Source organism: Streptosporangium sp. NPDC000239 (assembly GCF_040300765.1).
In the GTDB taxonomy this organism is placed as follows: Bacteria; Actinomycetota; Actinomycetes; order Streptosporangiales; family Streptosporangiaceae; genus Streptosporangium.
The window spans coordinates 1-19,294 of the sequence record NZ_JBEPEI010000021.1 but is presented as its reverse complement, the minus strand read 5'-3'; the positions used below and the strand labels follow the sequence as shown (position 1 = coordinate 19,294).

The window sequence follows — 19,294 nt, the reverse complement described above, 5'->3', positions numbered from 1 at the left end:
CCTGAGTTAACCGGAATCCCGGCCTCAGGTTAATGTACCGTGGTCTTTCGGAACCGGAAGATCCGCTTCACTTTGGGGGATTCGTGCGAAGAGGCCTCTACATCAGCGGCATCGGGCTGAGCCTGGACGCGATGATCGGACAGGTGCGGGAGGCGGCCGACGCCGGACTCGACAGCGCCTTCCTCAGCCAGCTCACCTCGTGGGACGCGCTCGCCGTCCTGGCGATCGCCGCGCGTGAGGTGCCCGGCGTCGACCTGGGAACGGCGGTCGTGCAGACCTACCCCAGGCATCCGCTCGCACTGGCCGGACAGGCGCTCACCGTGCAGGCCGCCGGCGGCGACCGCCTCACCCTCGGTGTCGGGCCGAGCCACCGGCAGATCATCGAGGGACAGTTCGGCTACTCCTACGACAGGCCCGCCCGGCACATCAGGGAGTACCTGTCGGTGCTGCGGCCGTTGCTGCGCGGGGAGGCCGTCGACCACCACGGGGAGACCGTCTCCGCCTCGGGGCGGGTGGACGTGCCCGGCGCGAAGGCGCCCTCGGTGCTGCTTTCGGCGCTCGGTCCGGTCATGCTGCGCGTCGCCGGAGAGCTCGCGGACGGCACGGTGACCGTGTGGACGGGGCCCGAGGCGATCGCCGACCACGTCAGGCCCGCGATCACCCGCGCGGCCGAGGAGGCGGGACGGCCCGCCCCCAGGGTCGTGGCCGCGGTGATGGCGAGCGTCACCGCCGACCCCGAGGGGATCAGGCGCGGGGTGGCCGAGCGGGTCGGGTTCGCCGCCCAACTCCCCAGCTACCGGGCAATGCTCGATCGGCAGGGCAAGTCGGGCGTCCACGAGACGGTCCTGGCGGGCGACGAGGAGAGCGTGGCGCGGGCCGTACGGCGATACGCCGACGCCGGGACGACGGAGCTGCTGGTGAACCCGCTCGGCGACGAGCGCGAACGGGCCAGGACCGTCGAACTGTTCGCCTCGGTCTGAGGGATCTCAGAGGTTCAGCGGACGGTAGGTCCTGGGACCGTAGAGATCGTCGAGCAAATCGTCGAGCTCACCCAGCAGCCGCCAGGCGTCCCGGGGCGGCGCGACCAGGCTGCCCCGCACGAAACGGCCGATCGCACCGGGCGCCCGGTCCCCCATGAGGGCGGCGACGCAGCGGGTGGCGAGCCTGATGTCCAGGGTCTCGGTCGCGGGCGCCCCGGTGAGGACCTCCGGCGGGTAGTCGTCACGGTGCCTGGCGACCAGGGCCGTCAACGGGCTGCCGAGCGGGACCGACTGGCTCCAGTCGACGAGCACCAGACCGTGGTCGATCGGGTGGACCAGGACGTGGTGGCCGAACACCGCGCCGTGCACCACCCCGGCGCGGTGCGCCGCCCCGATCGCGACCAGCAGCCGCCGCCAGATCCACGCCGCGTCCCTCGGGTCGAGTACCGGCCGCCGCCGCGCGATCTCCGCCAGGCTCACGAACCCGTCGGGGACCCGGCTGATCACGTTCGCCCGCCGCCGCGCGTCGCCGGAGCCGTGCCGGAGGGAGTCGACCAGCCGGGGCACGTACGGCAGCAGCGTCGGATCGCCCTCCCGTTCGATCGTCCTGAGCGCCTGCGCCTCGCGCCGCATGAGGTCGTTGTCCGCGGGACCGCGCGGGATCTTGAGCAGGGCGCCGGGGGCGCAGTCGTACAGCAGGGCGGTCGCGCCCTCGTGGAGCAGCCGCCCGACGTGGTGGGTTCCGACCACCGTTCCGGCCAGGTCGTCCGTGGGGGTGTGTCCGGTGTGCTCGGCCCACAGGCTCGCCAGCCTGGCGAACGCCCCGGCGGCCTCGGCACCCGGCGTCAGGTCGGGGTGCAGCAGCCGGGCCAGTCTCCGGTACGTCCGCCGTGGTGTCGGCCCGCCGAACAGGTCCGCGGGGACGCGGGCGGCGGAGACCAGCGCGATCGCCTCGGCCGGGGTGGTCATCGGGTGCCCTCCTGCTCGGCGGGCCGCAGCAGGGCGGGGTGCAGCAGGCGGGCGTCCCCGGCGCGGTAGAGCTTGGCACGTGGCCCGCCCCGGGAGCCGCCGCTCACCGTGCTGTGCCCGGTGGCCTCGACGAACCCGGGCACGGAGAGGACCTTGCGGTGGAAGTTGCCCGCGTGCAGCGGGACGCCCCACACCGTCTCGTAGACGCCGCGCAGTTCGGAGATCGTGAACGTCTCCCCGGTGAACGTCGTGGCCAGCGGCGTGTACTCCAGCTTGGCCCGCGCCCGTTCGAGGCCGTCGGCGAGGACGCGCGCGTGGTCGAAGGCCAGCTCCGGCGGGCGCGAGACCGGGTGCCAGGCGGCGGAGGCCGCGTCGGAGCCCGCCCTGGGGTCGGGAAGATCGGGGGCGAAGGCGAGGTAGGAGATCGAGACGACCCGCATCCTCGGGTCCCGGTCCGGGCTTCCGTAGCTGGCCAGCTGTTCGATGTGGACGCGGGGGGCGAGCCCGGTCTCCTCGGCCAGTTCCCGCCTGGCCGCCTCGGGCAGGTCCTCGCCCGGCCTGATGAACCCTCCCGGCAGTGCCCAGCGTCCCTGCTGGGGAGGGCGGCCCCGCTCGACCAGCAGCACGTGCAGCACACCCGCGCGGATGGTCAGCGCGACCACGTCCACCGTCACGGCGACCGGGGGATAGTCCCTGGGGTCGTACTCCGCCAGGAACGCCGATTCCTTCTCGTCCACGACACACCCTTCCCGGGTCAAGATAATCTCATAATGAGAATAACTCGGTTCCGGGGTGATCGCGCACACGGAAGAGGGCCGTCCCGGAAACGGGACGACCCTCCACGGCCGGGTGGTCAGAACGCCTCTTCGGACAGCTCCATCAGGCTCTGGTCGGTTTCGGTCAGCACGCGGCGCTCGGCGGCCAGCCGGGGCAGGACGGTCTTGGCGAAGAACGACGCCGCGGCCACCTTGCCCTCGTAGAACGCCTGGTCCCTGCCGGGGGAGCCGAGCGCGGCCAGCGCCACCTCGGCCTGGCGCAGCAGCAGCCAGCCGATCACCAGGTCACCCAGGGAGAGCAGGAACCGGGTGCTGTTGAGACCGACCTTGTAGACCTCCTCGGGGGTCTCCAGCGAGGTGATCGCCCAGCCGGCCATCGTGTCGGCCATGGCCTTGACCTCGTCGGCGGCCTCGTCGAGCAGCCCGCGCTCCTCCTTGAGGCGGCCGTTGCCCGCCTGGGAGGCGGCGAAGGCCTTGATGTCGCCGTACAGCGCGCCGAGCGCGGCCCCCTGGTTGCGCAGGACCTTGCGGAAGAACAGGTCCATGCCCTGGATCGCGGTCGTGCCCTCGTAGAGGGAGTCGATCTTGGCGTCCCTGATGTACTGCTCGAACGGGTAGTCCTGCAGGTAGCCGGAGCCGCCCAGGGTCTGCAGCGAGCGGGAGAGCAGCTCGTAGGACCGCTCGGACCCGACCCCCTTGACCAGCGGCAGCAGCAGGTCGTTCATCGCCTCGGCGTGCCGGTCCTCACGGCCCTCGAAGCGGGCGGCCTGCACCGCGTCCTGGTAGGTGGCCGTCAGCATCACCAGCGCCCGCATGCCCTCGGCGTACGACTTCTGGAGCATGAGCTCGCGGCGCACGTCGGGGTGGTGGACGATGGTCACGCGCGGGGCGGCCTTGTCGGTCATCTGGGTGAGGTCGGCGCCCTGCACCCTGGCCCTGGCGTATTCGAGGGCGTTCAGGTAACCGGTCGACAGGGTGGCGATGGCCTTGGTCCCCACCATCATCCGGGCGTGCTCGATGATCATGAACATCTGCTTGATGCCCTCGTGCACGTCGCCGATCAGCGTCCCGACGGCCGGGTGCCGCTCGCCGAAGGTGAGCTCGCAGGTCGTGGAGACCTTCAGGCCCATCTTCTTCTCGACGTTGGTGACGTAGACGCCGTTGCGCTCGCCCAGCTCCCCGGTCTCCAGGTCCACGTGGTACTTCGGGACCAGGAACATCGACAGGCCCTTGGTGCCGACGCCGTGCCCCTCGGGGCGGGCAAGCACGAGGTGGAAGATGTTGTCGGCCAGGTCGTGCTCGGCGCTGGTGATGAAGCGCTTGACGCCCTCGATGTGCCAGGTGCCGTCGGGCTGCCTGATCGCCTTCGTACGGCCCGCGCCCACGTCGGAGCCCGCGTCGGGCTCGGTGAGGACCATGGTCGCGCCCCAGGTCCGCTCGATGGCCAGTTCGGCGAAGCGCTTCTGGTCCTCGGTGCCGATGAGGTGCATCACGTAGGCGAAGGCGGGTCCGCTGGCGTACATCCAGACGGCCGGGTTCGCGCCGAGGATCATCTCGGCGAGCGCCCAGTTGACGCTGGGCGGCAGGCCGGGACCACCCAGTTCGGCGGGCAGGCCGATGTTGGTCCAGCCGCCCTCGCGGTAGGCGGCGAAGGACCGCTTGAAGCCCTCCGGCATCGTCACCGCGCCGGTCTCCGGGTCCAGAACGGGCGGCGTGCGGTCGCCCTCCTCGAAGGAGTCGGCCAGAACCCCCGTCGCCAGGCGGTTGACCTCGTCGAGGACGCTGCGCACGACGTCCTCGTCCATGTCCGCGTAGAGGCCGGTACCCAGGATGTCCCCGCGGCCGAACACCTCGAAGAGATTGAACTCCAGATCACGGAGGTTGCTCTTGTAGTGGCCCATGGGATCTGCTCCTTGAAACCGGGGGACCGGGCTTTTTCTCTACTCATCAGTAACCTTACCCCTGATGCTACCCGCCAGTAACCCCTAAAAACTGGAGCGGTAAGGACGTTTGTCACATTCCTCGGGGAAAGGGAGCTGTACCGGCCCGCTCGGACGAGGCCGCGCCCCCGGGCCGACACGCGGCCTTGACAGGGACGGTCGTCACCCCCGGGTTAGGCTCCTGCCATGGACGAGCGGTGGCGTGCGGACCTCGCGCTGTGGGCGATCCCCGACGAGATCGCGGCGAAGGCGCGGACCGACCCCTGGGGGCACTCGCCCGCGCGGTTCGCCGAGCGGACGGAGCGGGCGCTCGCCGAACCGCAGGGACCGACCCTGGACCGGGTCGCCGAGGCGCTGCCGCCCGGGGGCGTCCTGCTCGACGTCGGCGCGGGCACCGGGGCGGCCGGTCTCCCGCTGGCCGGGCGGATGGGAGAGCTGGTCGCGGTCGACACCTCGCCCGGCATGCTCGCCGAACTGGAGTCACGGGCCGCCGCGCTCGGGGTGCCGCTCAGGATCGTCACCGGCCGCTGGCCCGACGTCGCGCCGGTGACCCCGGTCGCCGACGTGGCGGTCTGCGCCCACGTCGTCTACAACGTGCCCGACCTGGCCGCCTTCCTCACCGAACTGTCCGGTCACGCCCGCCTCAGGGTCGTCGTCGAACTCACCGAACGCCACCCGATGACCTGGCTCAACCCCCTGTGGGCCCACTTCCACGGGATCGTCCGCCCGGACCGGCCCACGGTCCACGACGTGATCGCGGTCGCCGAGGCGCTCGGTCACCGGGTGCGGCACGAGGCGCGCCTGGCCCCGCTGTCCCGCTTCGCGACACCGGAGGGCCTGGCGGAGAGCGCCTGCAGAAGACTCTGCCTCGACCCGGGGCGGGCGGACGAGGTCGTCGCGGCGGCGATCCGGCTCGACATGTGGCCGCTTCCCCGCGAGCGGTGGTTCACCCTGTGGTGGGACACGGGAATCGGGCCGACATCGGAGGCGTTGCCCGGATAGAGCTCTCAGTCGAGACGCTCCCGGACGAGACGCGCCGTACCCGGTCCGAAAAGACGACGCTTCAGGGAGTCGTCATGGCTTGGATCCTCATTGTCGTCGCCGGTCTGTTCGAGATCGCGATGGCCTACTCGCTCAAGCTGAGCAACGGGTTCTCCTCGCTGCTGCCGAGCGTCGGAGTCGTCGTCTTCGGGGTGCTCAGCTTCGGTCTGCTCTCACTGGCCCTCAAGAACCTGGAGGTCGGTACGGCCTACGCCGTCTGGACCGGCATCGGCGCCGTGGGCACCGCCGCCCTGGGCATCGTCCTCCTGGGCGAGGACGCCTCGGCCCTGAAGATCATCTCCATCGTCCTCATCCTCGCGGGCGTCATCGGGCTCAACCTCGCGGGGGGCGGCCACTGACCGCCCCTAGGGAAACCGGTTTGACGCGATAGATGGTGTCGCGATTGGCTGAGGGCATGATTAACGTGCACTATGTGACATTCGACTGTGCCCGGCCGCACGAGCTGGCGGCCTTCTGGAGCCAGGCGACCGGCTGGGAGATCCACCCGGAGACGGAACCCGACGGCGACGAGGTCCTCGTCTGCGGGGAGCCGAACCTGCTGTTCATCAGGGTTCCCGAGGGCAAGTCGGTCAAGAACCGCGTCCACCTCGACGTCACGGGCTCCGACGGCACCACCCGCGACCAGGAGGTCGAGAGGCTGGCCGGGCTCGGCGCCACGGTCCACGACGACCGGCGCAACCCCGACGGCACCGGCTGGGTGACCATGCTGGACCCCGAGGGCAACGAGTTCTGCGTCTGCCGCGCCGACTACGAGAAGCAGTCGTGAGATCCCTGTGACGAGCGGGGCCTCCCGGGGCCTTCCACCGGTCCCGGGACGTTCCGCCGAGCCGTCCGGTCAGTGCCCGTGGGGCAGCGAGGGGCGTTCGCCGCGTCCCCTGAGCGTCAGGGCCAGGAACGCGGTGATCAGATACACCACGACGCCGCCCTGCAGCGCGTCGAACGCGGCGCCGAACACGCCCTGGTCGTCCACGATGAGCTGCACCGGATACATGAGCGCCGCCGCGCCGAGCGCGGGGTAGAGCGAGAACCGCCACGGCCTGCGCAGCGCCCACAGCCTGGCCTGCCGCGTCACCCGGTCACCCGAGCCCGGCCTGCCGACCGATCCGATCGCCGCGACCAGGGTGAACAGCGTGATCCCCAGGCAGAGTGCCCAGGTGAGGTCCGCGGCCCCCGGCAGGATCACCCCCAGGCCGAAGCTGACAGCCGCCGTCGCGCCTCCGGTCACCGCCGCCGCCCTCCAGGGGGCTCCCCGCAGGGCCGCGCCGGCGAGGGACATCTCGTCACGTCGAGTGAGTTCGTCGTTCATGTTCCCAAGACTGCCCCGCCGGCCCCCTTCTTCGCATCGGGGAGCAACCCTGATCCGTCCCCTACCCGCCGGGCGGGGCGTCGCGGCGAATGTTGAACGTTTGTTGACTGCCCCTAAGTCCCGATTTAGGATTCAATTAGGAAACTTTCCTAAAGGAAAGCTTCCTAGCCCCCCACCTTCTAGGAGATTCGTCGTGAGCTTTCGTCGTCGCGCGGTGACCCTCGCCAGTTCTGCCGCCCTCTGCCTGGGCGTTCTGGCCCTCACCCCCACCTCGGCCATGGCCGCCCCCTCCGGCTGCACCGTGCAGCAGGGATCGAACTGGGCGTCCAGCCTCTGCACCTCCGGCACGGGCCGGCACCTGGTGGTCGTGCGCGCCCAGCACTACACCGGCAACATCCTGATCACCGGCCCCTGCGTGGCCATCGGCCAGGTCTCGAAGACGACGGTCAACTGGCCGGTCACGTACGTCGGCTCGGCCGGCTGCTGAGAGCCCGCTCGGCCACTTGGCCCACGTCGGGCCGTCGACTCGAACGCCGCTCACGTCGAGGCCCGCATGTCCGTGTTGACGCCTGCCGAGGCCCGGCCCCTGAGGACCGGGCCTCGGTAGGCTCACGGCATGCCGGTGAACCCTTATCTGACCTTTCGCGTCGCGACCCTTGAGGACGTCCCGACGGTTCTGGCCCTGCTGGCCGACGACTCGACCTCCGGCGCCCAACAGGGGGAGTACGGCGAGGCCCACCGGGCGGCCTTCGAGGCCATCGACGCCGACCCGGGCAACGAGCTGATCGTCGCCGAACTGGACGGCGAGGTCGTCGGCACCATGCAGCTCACCTACATCCCGGGGATCTCCCGTGGGGGAGCGCTCAGGATGCAGATCGAGGCCGTCAGGATCGCCTCCGGCCTGCGCGGCAGAGGACTGGGCGGGCAGATGCTGCGCTGGGCCGTCGAGCGGGGCCGGGCCAGGGGGTGCGCCCTGGTCCAGCTCACCACGAACAAGGCGCGCAAGGACGCGCACCGCTTCTACGACTCCCTCGGCTTCGTCGCCTCACACGAGGGATACAAGCTCGCGCTGAGCTGAGAGGCGGGACCCCCACCGGGTCACGGGCTCACCCCGAACTGCGCGCCCACGTCGAACTGCGCGCCGACCCCGAACTCCGCGCCCATGTCGAAGCGCGGGATCGCACCGAAGCGCGGGCTCACGTCGAACGAGGGCACCGGCGGCGGAGCGGGGACAACCGAAACAGCCGCCGGGGCCGGGGTCTTGCGGAGGCGTGACGTGCGCGCGGAACGCGCGCGGAGCTGGTCGATCATCCAGCGGCACCAGGCGATGCGGTGGTTCTCGTAGCTGATGCCGTACCACAGGGTGGCGTAGTCGCCGAAGCGGCGGCTCTCGCGGCCGGGCGCGCTGGAGAAGGCCGAGCGCTCGTCCTCGTAGGTCGCCAGCCGCCGTTCGTGCTCCTCAAGCTGGATCTGGAAGAGCTTGATCAGTTCGGCCGGGTCGGCGAGCCAGGCGGCGTAGGACTTCAACAGCAGTTCGTCACGCTCGGGACGGGACTGCGGGGGCTCGATGACCCACTCGCGCAGTTCCCTCGTCCCCAGCCGGGTGATGGAGTAGATCTTCTTGCGCTGCGGGCCGGGACCCGGGACCTGCTCGAAGGTGACCAGTTCCGCCGCGACCAGCCGTTGCAGCTCAGGGTGGATCTGGCTGTGCCGGGCCGTCCAGAAACATCCCAGCGGATGTCCCATGGCGGTGGCCAGCTCGTATCCGGACCTCGGTCGGCGGGCCAGCGCTGTGAGGATCGCGTATCCGAGAGTTGAGGTCACCGCGGAAGGATCTCACGGGGCACCCCTAATGCGGCACCGTAGCTTTACCTATGTCGTCTCAGACATAACGGGCATCACCTCGACCAGATTGTCGTGATAGACGGCCCCCCTGCCCAGGTCGGCGTCGTACTCCTCGACCACCGCGTTGACCGTCGAACCCCCCGGGCTCAGCTTGCGCCAGTGCCCCTTCGTCGAGGCCACGACGCCGGGCCGTACCCGGTCGCTGATCTCGACCACGGCCTCGAAGCCGCCGACCGCGTTGAACACCCGGGCCCGCTGCCCGTCGCGCAGCCCCCTGGACGCGGCGTCCTCGGGGTTGACCACCACCCGGGGCCCCTTCGAACGGCGCAGCAGCTCGGGGTTGTTGCCGAAGGTGGTGTTCAGGAAGGTGTGCGGCGCGGGTGTGACCAGGGCCAGCGGATAGGGACCGCCCGCGGCCGAGGCCGTACGCGGCGGCACGTAGGCGGGACCGGAACCGAACTCCAGCCTCCCCGAGGCCGTGGGGAAGCCGTCGGCGAACGGGACGAACGGCCGGGGCACGTTGAGCCTGACCCAGCCCTCCTTGCGCAGCCGGTCGACCGTGATCCCGTCGAGGGAGGGATGCCCGGAGGCGAGCAGCTGCTCGGCCAGTTCGAGGTCGGAGTCGTACAGCGACGGCTCGGTGAGCCCCATGTGCCCGGCCAGACGGCGGAACGTCTCCGTCGTCGACAGGCACTCACCCGGCGGCTCGACCGCGGGCTCGTTCCACACGAGATACATGTGTCCGTATCCCGCGTGCAGGTCGGTGTGCTCGATCTGCATCGTCGCCGGAAGCACGATGTCGGCGTAGTCGACGGTGTCGGTGGGGAACTGCTCCATCACGACGGTGAACAGGTCCTCACGCGCCAGCCTCTCGCGGACACGGTTCTGGTCGGGGGTCGAGCCGACCGGGTTGGCGGCGTAGACCCACAGGCACCTGACCGACTCGTCGAGCCCGTCGGCCAGCCTGGTCATCGTGAGCCGCCTGACCGGCGCCGCCAGCAGGTCGTCACGGGTGTCGATGTTCAGGTGGATGTGGCCGCTGGTCGAGTAGGCGACCCCGCCGCCGGGATGGCGCCAGTCGCCCGTCACCGCCGGGATGGCCGCGATCGTCCGCATCGCCGTACCGCCGCCCGCGTGCCGCTGGACGCCCATCGTGGCCCTGATGCCGGTCGGCCGGGTGCGCGCGAGCCGTACGCCGAGGGAGCGGATGTCGGCCTCGGGCAGGCCGGTGATCTCCGCGACGAGGGCGGGCGGGTGACGCAGGATCTCCGCCCGGAAGTCCTCCCAGCCGTTGGTGTGCTCGGCCAGGAAGGCGTCGTCCTGCGCGCCCTCGGACAACACCACGTTCAGCAGCCCGAGCGCCAGGGCGGCGTCCGTGCCCGGCCTGATCGGCAGGTGGAGGTCGGCCTGCTCGGCGGTCCTGGTGCGGATCGGGTCGATCGCCACGACGTACGCCCCGGCCGCCCTCGCCTCCTGGACGAACCGCCACAGATGGTGGCCGCTGGTGAGGGTGTTCGTGCCCCACAGCAGGATGAGCCGCGACAGGGCGAACGTCTCGGGGTCCATCCCGCCAGGGGTGCCGTTGGTCAGCCGCAGACCGGCGTTGCCCGCGGTCGAGCAGATGTTCAGGAAATGCCGGGAGGCGCCCAGGACGTTCCAGAACCGGCGGCCCGCGACCCCCTCACAGCCCTGGATGTGGCCGAGCGTCCCGGTGCCGAGGTAGGGCCAGATCGCCTCGCCGCCGTGCTCGTCCACGATCGCGCGCAGCCGTACGGAGATCTCGTCGAGAGCCTCGTCCCAGCTGATCCGCTCGAAACGGCCCGAACCCTTGGGGCCGACCCGGCGCATGGGGTAAAGGATGCGGTCGGAGGCCCCGGCGTGTTCGAGATAGCGGTTGACCTTCACACAGAGCGCGCCGCGCGTGTAGGGCTGCTCCGGGTTGCCGCGCATCCCGACCGCCTTGCCGTCCCTGACGGTCACCACCCACGAACAGGTGTCCGGGCAGTCCAGCGGACAGGCCCCCAGGACACGCAGCTCCCCCCGCTCACCCACTGCCATGCCCAGACTCTAGCCAGGGGGGTACGGCTCGCCGGCCGTACCCCCCTTGAGGTCAGCCCGTCACCGCGACACCGCGTCCCGCCACGCGGGGGCCACGTTCATCCTGCTCGGCGCCGCTGAGGCGGTGCCGCCCGGCAGGATCTGGCTGCGGGCGTAGACGGCCGCGGCCGTCGCGATGGCACCGCTGTTCACCGCCAACGCCCTGTCGTCGATGTTGGCCAGGGTGTCGCAGGCCTGGTGGTAGCACCGGTCGTAGGCGACCCCCGCCTCACCGCCGAACGTGGCGGCCTCCTCGGCGGTCTTGATCCCCTCGGCGCCGGTGAACAACCCGCCCGCCGGGATATCGACCGCGATGAAGGGCCCGTAGTCGGACCGCCCGGTGAAGTCGGTCCCCTTGTACGGCTGGCCGACCGAGGCGTAGTACGTCTCGAACAGCTTCTCGATCTCGCCCGATCCGGCGGGACCGGCCCCGGCGCCCGTGTGGTCGGAGTCGTCGCCGTCGTAGATGCCGTAGACGAAGTTCGGCGAGGCGATCATGTCGAAGTTGAGGTACAGCCTGATCCTGGCCCTCTCCCCGGGGGAGAGCGCGGCCACGTAGTGCTGGGAGCCGAGCAGCCCCAGCTCCTCCGCCCCCCAGAAGGCGAACCTGAGCCTGTTCCTGGTCGGCGTGCCGCCCGCCCGCAGGGCCGTCTCCAGCACGGCCGCGCTGCCCGAGCCGTTGTCGTTGACGCCGGGTCCCGCCGGCACGCTGTCCAGGTGGCTGCCCAGCATGACGACCCTGCGGGAGTCGCCCCAGGGGCTCTCGGCTATCACGTTGCGGGTCTTCCTGTGCGGGTCGCCCTCGGCGGTGACGGAGAGCGTGGCCCGGGACCCCGGCGTGGCCAGCTCCTGGCCGACGGCGAAGGTGGTGCCCACGACGGGGACGCGCGTGGTCGTGTCGCCGAGCGAACCGTTCAGCGGCCCCCGCCGGTCGGCGGCCCCCTCCCCGGCCTGACCCTCGTTGAAGATGATCACACCGGAGGCGCCCGCGGCCTCCGCCAGCTCGGCCTTGACCCGGAAGCCGCACGTGCCACGCTGCACCAACGCGATGTTGCCCCGGACGAACCCCGCGAAGTCGGCGGCCTCGCACCCGGAGGTCGAACCGGGTGCCGCACTCGGCGGCAGCACCAGATCGACGGGCTGCACGGCGGCCGTGACGTTCCCCGAGCCGGAGTACGCCATGGGGACGAAGTCGGTCTGCGGCGCGTAGGACCTCGCCCCGGGGGAGACCCGGGCGAGCTTGGGCGTGCCGATGACACGGAAGAACGGGAACTCGAACTCCTGCTCGGTCACCCTGTACCCCGCGGCCCGCAGCCTGCCCGCCACGTAGTCGGCCGACTCGTCGTATCCGCGGGTTCCCGCGGCCCGGGTGCCGCCGTTGGCCGCGGCGATCCGCTGGAACGCCTCCAGGTGCCGCTTCACGGAGAGCACGTCCACGGGCGGCGAACCGACGGACGCGACGGACGCGACGGTGACCTCGGGAGCCGGTGAGGTCACGGCGGTCGCCTGGGTGCCGGGCAGGGTCACGGCCGAGGCTGTGGTGATCGCGGCCAGCAGGCCCTGGTACGCGCGTACGCGCATGCGAAACTCCTCTGACGAGAGTTGACGGAAGTGGAGCGGGGAATCCCCGTGATCGCGGCGAACAAAAAAGATCTCCGGTAACCGGATTAACCAAATTTGACAATCTTCGTCAGATCGACGGGCGGGGTGGTCCCCGGCGTCACCCGGCGGTCACGACGTCACCCGGGTAACGGCACCCGGCCGTGCGCCGTGACACGTCGCACCACGACCATCCGCTTCGCGCCCTTCCATGGCGCCACGCGGTCGCCAGAAGTGGCTAGGGTCGGGTGCGAAGGAAAAACGGGGCTGCGACGCATGATGATCAGCTTTTCAGGCCGGTGCCGGCCCGGCCGTCATCGCCGCATTCCAGCAGGTCAATTCTCAATCTCGGATAGGTACGCGATGTTCGCCACATCGGTCTCCTCCGGGCTGACGCTCCCGGCGAACCAGGCATCCAGGATCTCCCCCAGCAACGGCGCCGAGGTCAGCCTGAGACTCAACGCCAGCACGTTGGCGTCGTTCCAGCGTCTGGCCCCCTCGGCCGTCGCCGCGTCCACGCACAGGGCGGCTCGCACCCCGCGCACCTTGTTGGCCGCGATCGACGCCCCCGTGCCGGTCCAGCAGCACACGATCGCCTGGTCGGCCACCCCGGAGACGACGTCCCGCGCGGCCTGTGAGCAACACCACGCCCAGTCCGAGGGGCCTTCGGCGACGGCGCCGTACGCGATCACCGTGTGTCCTCTCGCCTCTATCTCCGACACCAGGATGGGAGCCACCCCGTCAAGACTGTCCGAGGCCAATGAGATACGCATGCCTTCGATTGTGGACACTGGAAGAGAAGATCGGTGACGCACCTGTAATGCGGAACGTGCAGAATCGCTGGCGGTGACGGAAATCAGAGAGCACGAAGAAGCGGCGCCCGTCGAAGGCACAGAGCCCGAGACGGAGCGCGATTCCGGCGTGCTCGTCGTCGAACCGCTCCTGCCGCAGCGCATCCGCAGACCATCCGATCTGCTGCGCTTCCTGGCGACCCTGCTGGGGCTCGTGGCCGTGGTCCTGCTCGCCCTCGTCGCGAAGAAGACCCTCAACGGCCTCGAAGGCGACGTCATCGACGGGACGAACCGGGCGCCCTTCCTCCTCAGCGGCCTCGTCGGCGTGCTCAGCGGCGCCACCATGCTGGGCGTGCCGACCGCCTACGCCATCGAACGCGTCCTGCACCGCGACGGCCTGCGCGTCGCGGAGGGGCTCTTCGCCGCCATCGCGGGCATGGTCCTGTCTTTCGCCCTCGGCGAGTGGATCGTCGGCGCGGGCCCGGAAGACCTGTGGCTCCTGCTGACCGGGGGCAGGCAGGGAGTCGAGCCGCTCAACACGCTGCTCACCTCGGTCATCGCCTACGTCACCGCGGTGCGCATCTCCCGAAGACCCACCTGGCGGGCGGCCCTGTGGAGCGCCGTCGCGCTCAACGCCGTCGCGCTCTTCGCCGCGACCGCGGCCACCATCCTCGGCATCGTCGTCTCCATCCTGGTCGGCCTCGCCGTCGGCTACGCCACCCTGTACGGCATCGGCAGCCCCAACACCAGGCCGCCCGGCAGCACGATCGTGGCCACCCTCGCCAAACTCGGCTTCGCCCCCGTCAGGGCGCACCGCCTCGACGACGACCACCAGAGCAGCAGGCGCTACGCCGTCGGCCTCAAGGACGGCACCCGCCTCGACGTCACCGTCCTCGACCGCGACCGCCAGGTCGCCGGGGTGCTCTACCGCATCTGGCGCCGCATCCGGCTCAACACCGAGACCCGCCGCAGGGCCATCCGCTCCCTGCGCGCCGAGCTGGAACGCGAGGCCCTGATGGCCTACGCCGCCCAAGCCGCGGGCGCCAGCATCCCCAGGCTCGTCGGCACCAGCGAGATCGGCACCGAGGCCGCGTTGCTCGCCTACGAGCACATCGAGACCCGGCCCCTCGACGACATCCCCGACGAGGAGATCGACGACAACCTGCTCGCCCAGATCTGGGAGCAGGTCCTGCTCCTGCAGGTCCAGCGGCTGGCCCACCGGCGGCTGACCGGCGACAGCATCCACGTCGACAACGAGGGCAGAGTCGTCCTCATGGACGCCCGCAGCGGCGAGATCGCCGCCGGAGACCTCCTGCTCCGCCTCGACATCGCCCAGCTGCTCACCTACCTCAGCCTCCGCGTCGGAGCCGACCGCGCCGTCGCCGCGGGCGCGGCCGTCGCGGGCCCCGACGTGCTGGCCGGTGCCCTGCCGCTGCTGCAACGGATCGCGCTCACCCGCGAGACCAGGGCCGCGCTCACCAAGAACAAGGAGCTGCTGACCGCGATCCGCGAACGGATCGTCGCCCTCGAACCCCAGGTCGAGGCCGACGAGGTCCGCCTGGAGCGCTTCCGCCCCAGAACCCTCATCACGATCATCGCCAGCGCCTTCGCCGCCTACTTCCTGGTCTACTACCTCACGCAGATCAACCTCAACATGATCACCTCCGCCAAGTGGGGCTGGACCGGGGTCGCCTTCGTCGCGGCGATGATGAGCTACGTCGCCGCCGCGCTGATGCTGCGGGGCTTCGTGCCGGAACGGCTGCCGCTCGGCCGTACGGTGCTGGTGCAGTTCGCGGGCTCCTTCGTGAAGCTGGTCGCCCCGGCGGCGGTGAGCGGCGTCGCCATCAACACCCGCTACCTGCAAAAGCGCGGCATCCCCCCGGGCCAGGCCGTCGCCAGCGTCGGAGCCTCCCAGCTCATCGGCCTGGCCTCGCACATCACACTGCTGCTGCTGTTCGCCTACATCACCGGGTCGAGCGCCGCCACGTCGTTCACCCCGTCGCGCACGCTGGTGTTCGTCCTGCTCGCCATCGCGGTCGCGGTCCTGTTCATCGTGAGCGTCCCCCGCCTGCGCAGGCTGATCACCGTACGGCTGCGCGCCCTGTTCTCCGGGGTCATCCCCCGCCTGCTGGACGTGCTCCAGTCCCCCCGGAAGATCATCGAAGGCTGCTCGGGCACCCTGCTACTGACGATCTTTTTCGTGGCCTGTCTCGACGCCTCGGTGCGGGCCTTCGGCGGATCACTCGACTTCGCGGCCGTGGCCATCGTCTTCCTCGCGGGCAACGCCATCGGCTCGGCGGCGCCGACCCCCGGAGGACTCGGCGCCGTCGAGGCCTCCCTGTCCGTCGGCCTGACCCTCTCCGGCCTGCCCGGCGAGGTCGCGACCTCGGCCGTGCTGCTGTTCAGGCTGCTGACGTTCTGGCTGCCCGTGCTTCCCGGGTGGGCCTCGTTCACCTACCTGCAGCGACACGAGGCCCTGTGACCTCTCAGGTCTCGCTGGAACGGGCCCAGCGGTTGACTCCCGACTCGACCGCGTGCCCGTCGATCGCCGCGAGCTCCTGCTCGGTGAACGACAGGTTCTCCACCGCCCGCACGTTGTCCTCAAGCTGCCTGACGCTGCTCGCGCCGACCAGCACCGAGGTGACACGCCGGTCGCGCAGCGCCCACGCCAGGGCCATCTGCGCCAGGGACTGACCGCGCGAGGCCGCGATCTCGTGCAACGTGCGGACACGTCGCATGGTCTCCTCGGTCAGCATCTCCGGGGTGAGGAAACGCCGCTGCGAGGCACGCGACCCCTCGGGGACACCGCCGAGATAGCGGTCGGTCAACATGCCCTGAGCCAGCGGGGAGAACGCGATGCAGCCGACCCCCTCCTGCTCAAGGACGTCGAGCAGCCCGTCCTCGATCCACCGGTTGAGCATCGAGTACGACGGCTGGTGGATCAGCAGCGGGGTGCCCATCTCCCGCAGGATCCGCGCCGCCCGTTCGGTCTGCTCGGGGGAGTAGGACGAGATGCCGGCGTACAGTGCCCTGCCGGACCTGACCGCCTGGTCGAGCGCGCCCATCGTCTCCTCAAGAGGAGTCTCCGGGTCGAACCTGTGGCTGTAGAAGATGTCGACGTAGTCGAGTCCCATCCGCTCCAGCGACCTGTCCAGGCTGGACAGCAGATACTTCCGCGACCCCCACTCGCCGTAGGGGCCGGGCCACATGTCGTACCCGGCCTTGGTGGAGATGACCATCTCGTCCCGGTATCCAGAGAAGTCCTCCCTGAGATGCCTGCCGAAGTTGGTCTCCGCGGCGCCGTACGGCGGGCCGTAGTTGTTGGCCAGGTCGAAGTGGGTCACCCCCAGGTCGAACGCCCGCCGCAGGATGGCCCGCTGGGTCCCGAACGACTTGTCGTCGCCGAAGTTGTGCCAGAGCCCCAGCGACACCGCGGGCAGTCTCAACCCGCTCCTGCCCACCCTGTTGTACGGCTGCCGCCCGTCGTACCGATCCGCGTCGGCCACGTAGGTCATCGCTCGACCCTGGCGGTGCCCTCGACCTTGGCGGTGTCGAGGATCCAGGCCAGGACGAAGGCCTCCTCCCGCCAGGAGTCGTACCTGCCGCTGCGACCGCCGTGCCCGGCCTCCATCTCCGTCTTCAGCAGGAAGGGACCGCCCCTGCCCACCTCGCGGAGCCGCGCGACCCACTTGGCGGGCTCGTGGTAGTAGACGCGGGTGTCGTTGAGACTGGTGATCGCGAGAATCGGAGGATAGATCTGGCCGCTCACGTTCTCGTACGGGGTGTACGACTTCATGTACTCGTACACCTCGGCGTTGTGCAGCGGGTCTCCCCACTCGTCCCACTCGATGATGGTCAGCGGCAACGACGGGTCGAGGATCGTGTTCAACGCGTCCACGAACGGCACCTCGGCCACCACACCCGCGAACGTCTCCGGCGACAGGTTGGCGATCGCACCCATGAGCAGCCCGCCGGCGGAACCGCCCCTGGCGATGATCGCGCTCGACCAGTTCTCCGCGGCGAGGTGCTTGGCGGCGGCGACGAAGTCGGTGAAGGTGTTCTTCTTCCGCTGGAACTTGCCGTCCTCGTACCAGTGACGGCCCATCTCGCCGCCGCCCCTGATGTGCGCGACGGCGAAGACGAACCCCCTGTCCAGCAGGCTGAGCCTGGCAACGGAGAACGACGGGTCGATCGAGATCTCGTAGCTGCCGTAGCCGTACAGCACGGTCGGAGCGGGCCGCTCGACGCCCTTCCTGGCCACGATCGAGATGGGGACGCGGGTGCCGTCCTCGGCGGTCGCCCACTCACGGAACTGCTCGTAGTCGGCCGGGTCGTACCCACCGAGCACGGTCTTGCGCTTCAGCAGGATCAGCTCACGCGCCCGCAGGTCGTAGTCGTAGACCGAGGGCGGAGTGATCATGCTGGTGTAGCCGAGCCGCAACCGCTCGGTGACGAACTCCGGATTCCCCGAGGGCGCCACGTCGTAGATCGGCTCAGGGAAGGAGATCTCGTACGGCTCCGCCCCCTCGGGCAGGACGCGGATGCCGGTCAGCCCGTCACGGCGCAGGTGCACGACCGTGTATCCCTGGAAGGCCTCGACGTTCAGCAGCCGGGTGTCGGCGCGGTGCTCGATCAACGGGGTCCAGTCAGCGGGGGAGTCGATCGGCGCGGTGGCCAGCTCGAAGTTCTCCGCGTTCTGGTTGTGCAGGATCAGGAAGTGGTCCCCCGCGTGGTCGAGGCCGTACTCGACACCGGTCTCCCTGGCTCTGACGAGCCGGAACTCACCGGTCGGGTTGTCGGCCTCCAGGATGTGGACCTCGCTGGTGATCTTGCTTCCCGCCGAGAGCACGAGGTAGCGCTCGCTGCGGGTCAGGCCGACGCCGATCCAGAACCGCTCGTCGTCCTCCTGGTGGACGAGCACGTCCTCCTCGGTCGAGGTGCCGATCATGTGCCGGTGGATCTGGTTGGGTCGCCAGGCGTCGTCGACGGTCGTGTAGAAGAAGGCCCTGCCGTCCGCGGACCAGGCACCGCCGTAGAAGATGCCGCTGACCTCGTCGTCGAGGAGTTCGCCCGTGGTGAGGTCCTTCACCCGCAGGGTGAACCGCTCGTCGCCGGTGAAGTTGACCGAATAGGCCAGCAGGGTCCCGTCGGGACTGACCGAACTGGCGCCGAGGGAGAAGAAGTCGCTGTCGCCGGCCAGCTCGTTGCCGTCGAGCAGGACCTGCTCACCGGGCAGCGCCTCGCCCGCCTTCAGCTCGGGAGGAGCGTCGCCGTCCGCGGCGACCCGGCACTGGATGCCGTACTGCTTGCCCTCCTCCGTCCTGGAGTAGTACCACCAGCCCTTCTTCCTGGTGGGGACGGACAGGTCCGTCTCCAGCGTCCGGCCCTTGATCTCCTGGAAGATCGTTTCCTGGAGCCCTTCGAGATGGGCGGTCGCCTGCCGGGTGTAGGCGTTCTCCGCTTCGAGGTAGGCGATCGTCTCGGGGTCGTCCTTGACCGTCAGCCACGCGTAGTCGTCGACCACGGTGTCCCCGTGGTGCACGCGCTCGCTGGGAACCTTCTTCGCCGTAGGCGGTGTCTGGCTGCTCACCCCGTCGAGTCTATGTTTTCCGTGCCAGACGTCCCGGATCAAGCCACGGGGTTCGTCGTTATGTCCCGAGCGGTCTGCGGGGACTGCTAATGTTCTGGCGTCGGCAAGGTTCGGCGCAAACCACTCCACTCACTCCGGTGATCCGGTGTGGCTTGTTCTGTGTCCGCTGACAACCCCCTCAAACCAACGGTTCCAATGATCGGTTCGCGTCGATTCGCAGAGCCACTCAGGTGCTGGTAAGTTTGAAGGGTTGCTCCGGAGACGGGGCGGTCTGAAATTCCTCGGACAGGCTTTATCGAAGAAAATGCGATCCGGTCGGATCGGTTTGACACGAAAAAG

At 69.9% G+C, this 19,294-nt stretch carries 17 protein-coding genes and 1 riboswitch; of the genes, 7 read left to right on the top strand and 10 right to left on the bottom strand.

What is annotated here, in order from left to right:
- The first annotated feature begins 83 nt into the window (after positions 1 to 83).
- Positions 84 to 980: an LLM class F420-dependent oxidoreductase gene (locus tag ABT340_RS35190; protein WP_352015227.1), complete on the top strand. Its 897-nt coding sequence runs from the start codon at positions 84 to 86 to the stop codon at positions 978 to 980.
- A 6-nt stretch (positions 981 to 986) separates the two neighbouring features.
- Here ABT340_RS35190 and ABT340_RS35185 read toward each other — a convergent pair whose 3' ends face one another.
- The 3 genes from ABT340_RS35185 to ABT340_RS35175 all read right to left on the bottom strand — a co-directional run bounded on the left by ABT340_RS35185 (position 987) and on the right by ABT340_RS35175 (position 4,626).
- Positions 987 to 1,949, bottom strand: coding sequence for a lipopolysaccharide kinase InaA family protein (locus tag ABT340_RS35185; RefSeq protein ID WP_352015226.1), 963 nt, complete (start codon positions 1,947 to 1,949; stop codon positions 987 to 989).
- Complete coding sequence (locus ABT340_RS35180; RefSeq protein WP_352015225.1) at positions 1,946 to 2,686, bottom strand: NUDIX hydrolase; 741 nt, start codon at positions 2,684 to 2,686, stop codon at positions 1,946 to 1,948. The genes ABT340_RS35185 and ABT340_RS35180 overlap by 4 nt, the downstream gene beginning before the upstream one ends.
- A gap of 116 nt (positions 2,687 to 2,802) precedes the next feature.
- A complete protein-coding gene (locus tag ABT340_RS35175) occupies positions 2,803 to 4,626 on the bottom strand; it encodes an acyl-CoA dehydrogenase (RefSeq protein ID WP_352015224.1) in 1,824 nt (607 codons plus the stop codon).
- A gap of 225 nt (positions 4,627 to 4,851) precedes the next feature.
- Here ABT340_RS35175 and ABT340_RS35170 point away from each other — a divergent pair, with 225 nt between their 5' ends.
- The 3 genes from ABT340_RS35170 (at position 4,852) to ABT340_RS35160 (ending at position 6,493) form a co-directional block, all read left to right on the top strand.
- Positions 4,852 to 5,667: a class I SAM-dependent methyltransferase gene (locus ABT340_RS35170; RefSeq protein ID WP_352015223.1), complete on the top strand. Its 816-nt coding sequence runs from the start codon at positions 4,852 to 4,854 to the stop codon at positions 5,665 to 5,667.
- A riboswitch (guanidine-III (ykkC-III) riboswitch) is annotated at positions 5,664 to 5,730 on the top strand. Its footprint overlaps the gene before it by 4 nt.
- Positions 5,731 to 5,741: 11 nt before the next feature.
- The gene (locus ABT340_RS35165) at positions 5,742 to 6,065 is read left to right on the top strand and encodes a DMT family transporter (RefSeq protein ID WP_352015222.1); all 324 of its coding nucleotides are present in this window, start codon (positions 5,742 to 5,744) and stop codon (positions 6,063 to 6,065) included.
- A gap of 74 nt (positions 6,066 to 6,139) precedes the next feature.
- A complete protein-coding gene (locus ABT340_RS35160; RefSeq protein WP_352015221.1) occupies positions 6,140 to 6,493 on the top strand; it encodes a VOC family protein in 354 nt (117 codons plus the stop codon).
- Between the two features lie 69 nt (positions 6,494 to 6,562).
- Here ABT340_RS35160 and ABT340_RS35155 read toward each other — a convergent pair whose 3' ends face one another.
- Positions 6,563 to 7,033, bottom strand: a complete 471-nt coding sequence (locus ABT340_RS35155) for a hypothetical protein (protein ID WP_352015220.1) — start codon at positions 7,031 to 7,033, stop codon at positions 6,563 to 6,565.
- Positions 7,034 to 7,226: 193 nt separating this feature from the next.
- On the opposite strand from ABT340_RS35155, the gene ABT340_RS35150 reads away from it, so the two are divergent.
- Both ABT340_RS35150 and ABT340_RS35145 read left to right on the top strand, forming a co-directional pair.
- Positions 7,227 to 7,520 (top strand): hypothetical protein, encoded by a 294-nt coding sequence (locus tag ABT340_RS35150; RefSeq protein ID WP_352015219.1) that lies wholly within the window; start codon positions 7,227 to 7,229, stop codon positions 7,518 to 7,520.
- 129 nt (positions 7,521 to 7,649) lie between these two features.
- Positions 7,650 to 8,111 carry a GNAT family N-acetyltransferase gene (locus tag ABT340_RS35145; protein WP_352015218.1) on the top strand — a complete coding sequence of 154 codons (462 nt, stop codon included), beginning with the start codon at positions 7,650 to 7,652 and terminating at the stop codon, positions 8,109 to 8,111.
- Positions 8,112 to 8,131: 20 nt separating this feature from the next.
- Here the strand turns inward: ABT340_RS35145 and ABT340_RS35140 are convergent, their stop codons facing one another.
- The 4 genes from ABT340_RS35140 to ABT340_RS35125 all read right to left on the bottom strand — a co-directional run bounded on the left by ABT340_RS35140 (position 8,132) and on the right by ABT340_RS35125 (position 13,347).
- On the bottom strand, positions 8,132 to 8,857 hold the full coding sequence (locus ABT340_RS35140; protein ID WP_352015217.1) for a PadR family transcriptional regulator: 726 nt from the start codon (positions 8,855 to 8,857) through the stop codon (positions 8,132 to 8,134).
- A gap of 48 nt (positions 8,858 to 8,905) precedes the next feature.
- Complete coding sequence (locus ABT340_RS35135) at positions 8,906 to 10,936, bottom strand: molybdopterin-containing oxidoreductase family protein (protein WP_352015216.1); 2,031 nt, start codon at positions 10,934 to 10,936, stop codon at positions 8,906 to 8,908.
- Positions 10,937 to 10,996: 60 nt separating this feature from the next.
- The gene (locus ABT340_RS35130; protein ID WP_352015215.1) at positions 10,997 to 12,556 is read right to left on the bottom strand and encodes a M28 family peptidase; all 1,560 of its coding nucleotides are present in this window, start codon (positions 12,554 to 12,556) and stop codon (positions 10,997 to 10,999) included.
- Between the two features lie 353 nt (positions 12,557 to 12,909).
- Complete coding sequence (locus ABT340_RS35125; protein ID WP_352015214.1) at positions 12,910 to 13,347, bottom strand: RpiB/LacA/LacB family sugar-phosphate isomerase; 438 nt, start codon at positions 13,345 to 13,347, stop codon at positions 12,910 to 12,912.
- A 73-nt stretch (positions 13,348 to 13,420) separates the two neighbouring features.
- Between ABT340_RS35125 and ABT340_RS35120 the strand changes: the two genes are divergently transcribed.
- The gene (locus ABT340_RS35120) at positions 13,421 to 15,847 is read left to right on the top strand and encodes a lysylphosphatidylglycerol synthase transmembrane domain-containing protein (protein WP_352015213.1); all 2,427 of its coding nucleotides are present in this window, start codon (positions 13,421 to 13,423) and stop codon (positions 15,845 to 15,847) included.
- A gap of 4 nt (positions 15,848 to 15,851) precedes the next feature.
- Here ABT340_RS35120 and mgrA read toward each other — a convergent pair whose 3' ends face one another.
- Positions 15,852 to 16,880 (bottom strand): L-glyceraldehyde 3-phosphate reductase, encoded by a 1,029-nt coding sequence (gene mgrA, locus ABT340_RS35115; RefSeq protein WP_352015212.1) that lies wholly within the window; start codon positions 16,878 to 16,880, stop codon positions 15,852 to 15,854.
- Entirely contained in the window at positions 16,877 to 18,955 is a 2,079-nt protein-coding gene (locus ABT340_RS35110; RefSeq protein ID WP_352015211.1) for a S9 family peptidase, read from the bottom strand. The genes mgrA and ABT340_RS35110 overlap by 4 nt, the downstream gene beginning before the upstream one ends.
- Positions 18,956 to 19,294: the final 339 nt, after the last annotated feature.

What these genes read in the sequence shown, in the direction of transcription:
- ABT340_RS35155 (WP_352015220.1), bottom strand. Translation starts at nt 7,033, where the DNA reads ATGAACGACGAACTCACTCGACGTGACGAGATGTCCCTCGCCGGCGCG.
- ABT340_RS35135 (WP_352015216.1), bottom strand. Translation starts at nt 10,936, where the DNA reads ATGGCAGTGGGTGAGCGGGGGGAGCTGCGTGTCCTGGGGGCCTGTCCG.
- ABT340_RS35170 (WP_352015223.1), top strand. Translation starts at nt 4,852, where the DNA reads ATGGACGAGCGGTGGCGTGCGGACCTCGCGCTGTGGGCGATCCCCGAC.
- ABT340_RS35125 (WP_352015214.1), bottom strand. Translation starts at nt 13,347, where the DNA reads ATGCGTATCTCATTGGCCTCGGACAGTCTTGACGGGGTGGCTCCCATC.
- ABT340_RS35175 (WP_352015224.1), bottom strand. Translation starts at nt 4,626, where the DNA reads ATGGGCCACTACAAGAGCAACCTCCGTGATCTGGAGTTCAATCTCTTC.
- ABT340_RS35130 (WP_352015215.1), bottom strand. Translation starts at nt 12,556, where the DNA reads ATGCGCGTACGCGCGTACCAGGGCCTGCTGGCCGCGATCACCACAGCC.
- ABT340_RS35145 (WP_352015218.1), top strand. Translation starts at nt 7,650, where the DNA reads ATGCCGGTGAACCCTTATCTGACCTTTCGCGTCGCGACCCTTGAGGAC.
- mgrA (WP_352015212.1), bottom strand. Translation starts at nt 16,880, where the DNA reads ATGACCTACGTGGCCGACGCGGATCGGTACGACGGGCGGCAGCCGTAC.
- ABT340_RS35165 (WP_352015222.1), top strand. Translation starts at nt 5,742, where the DNA reads ATGGCTTGGATCCTCATTGTCGTCGCCGGTCTGTTCGAGATCGCGATG.
- ABT340_RS35185 (WP_352015226.1), bottom strand. Translation starts at nt 1,949, where the DNA reads ATGACCACCCCGGCCGAGGCGATCGCGCTGGTCTCCGCCGCCCGCGTC.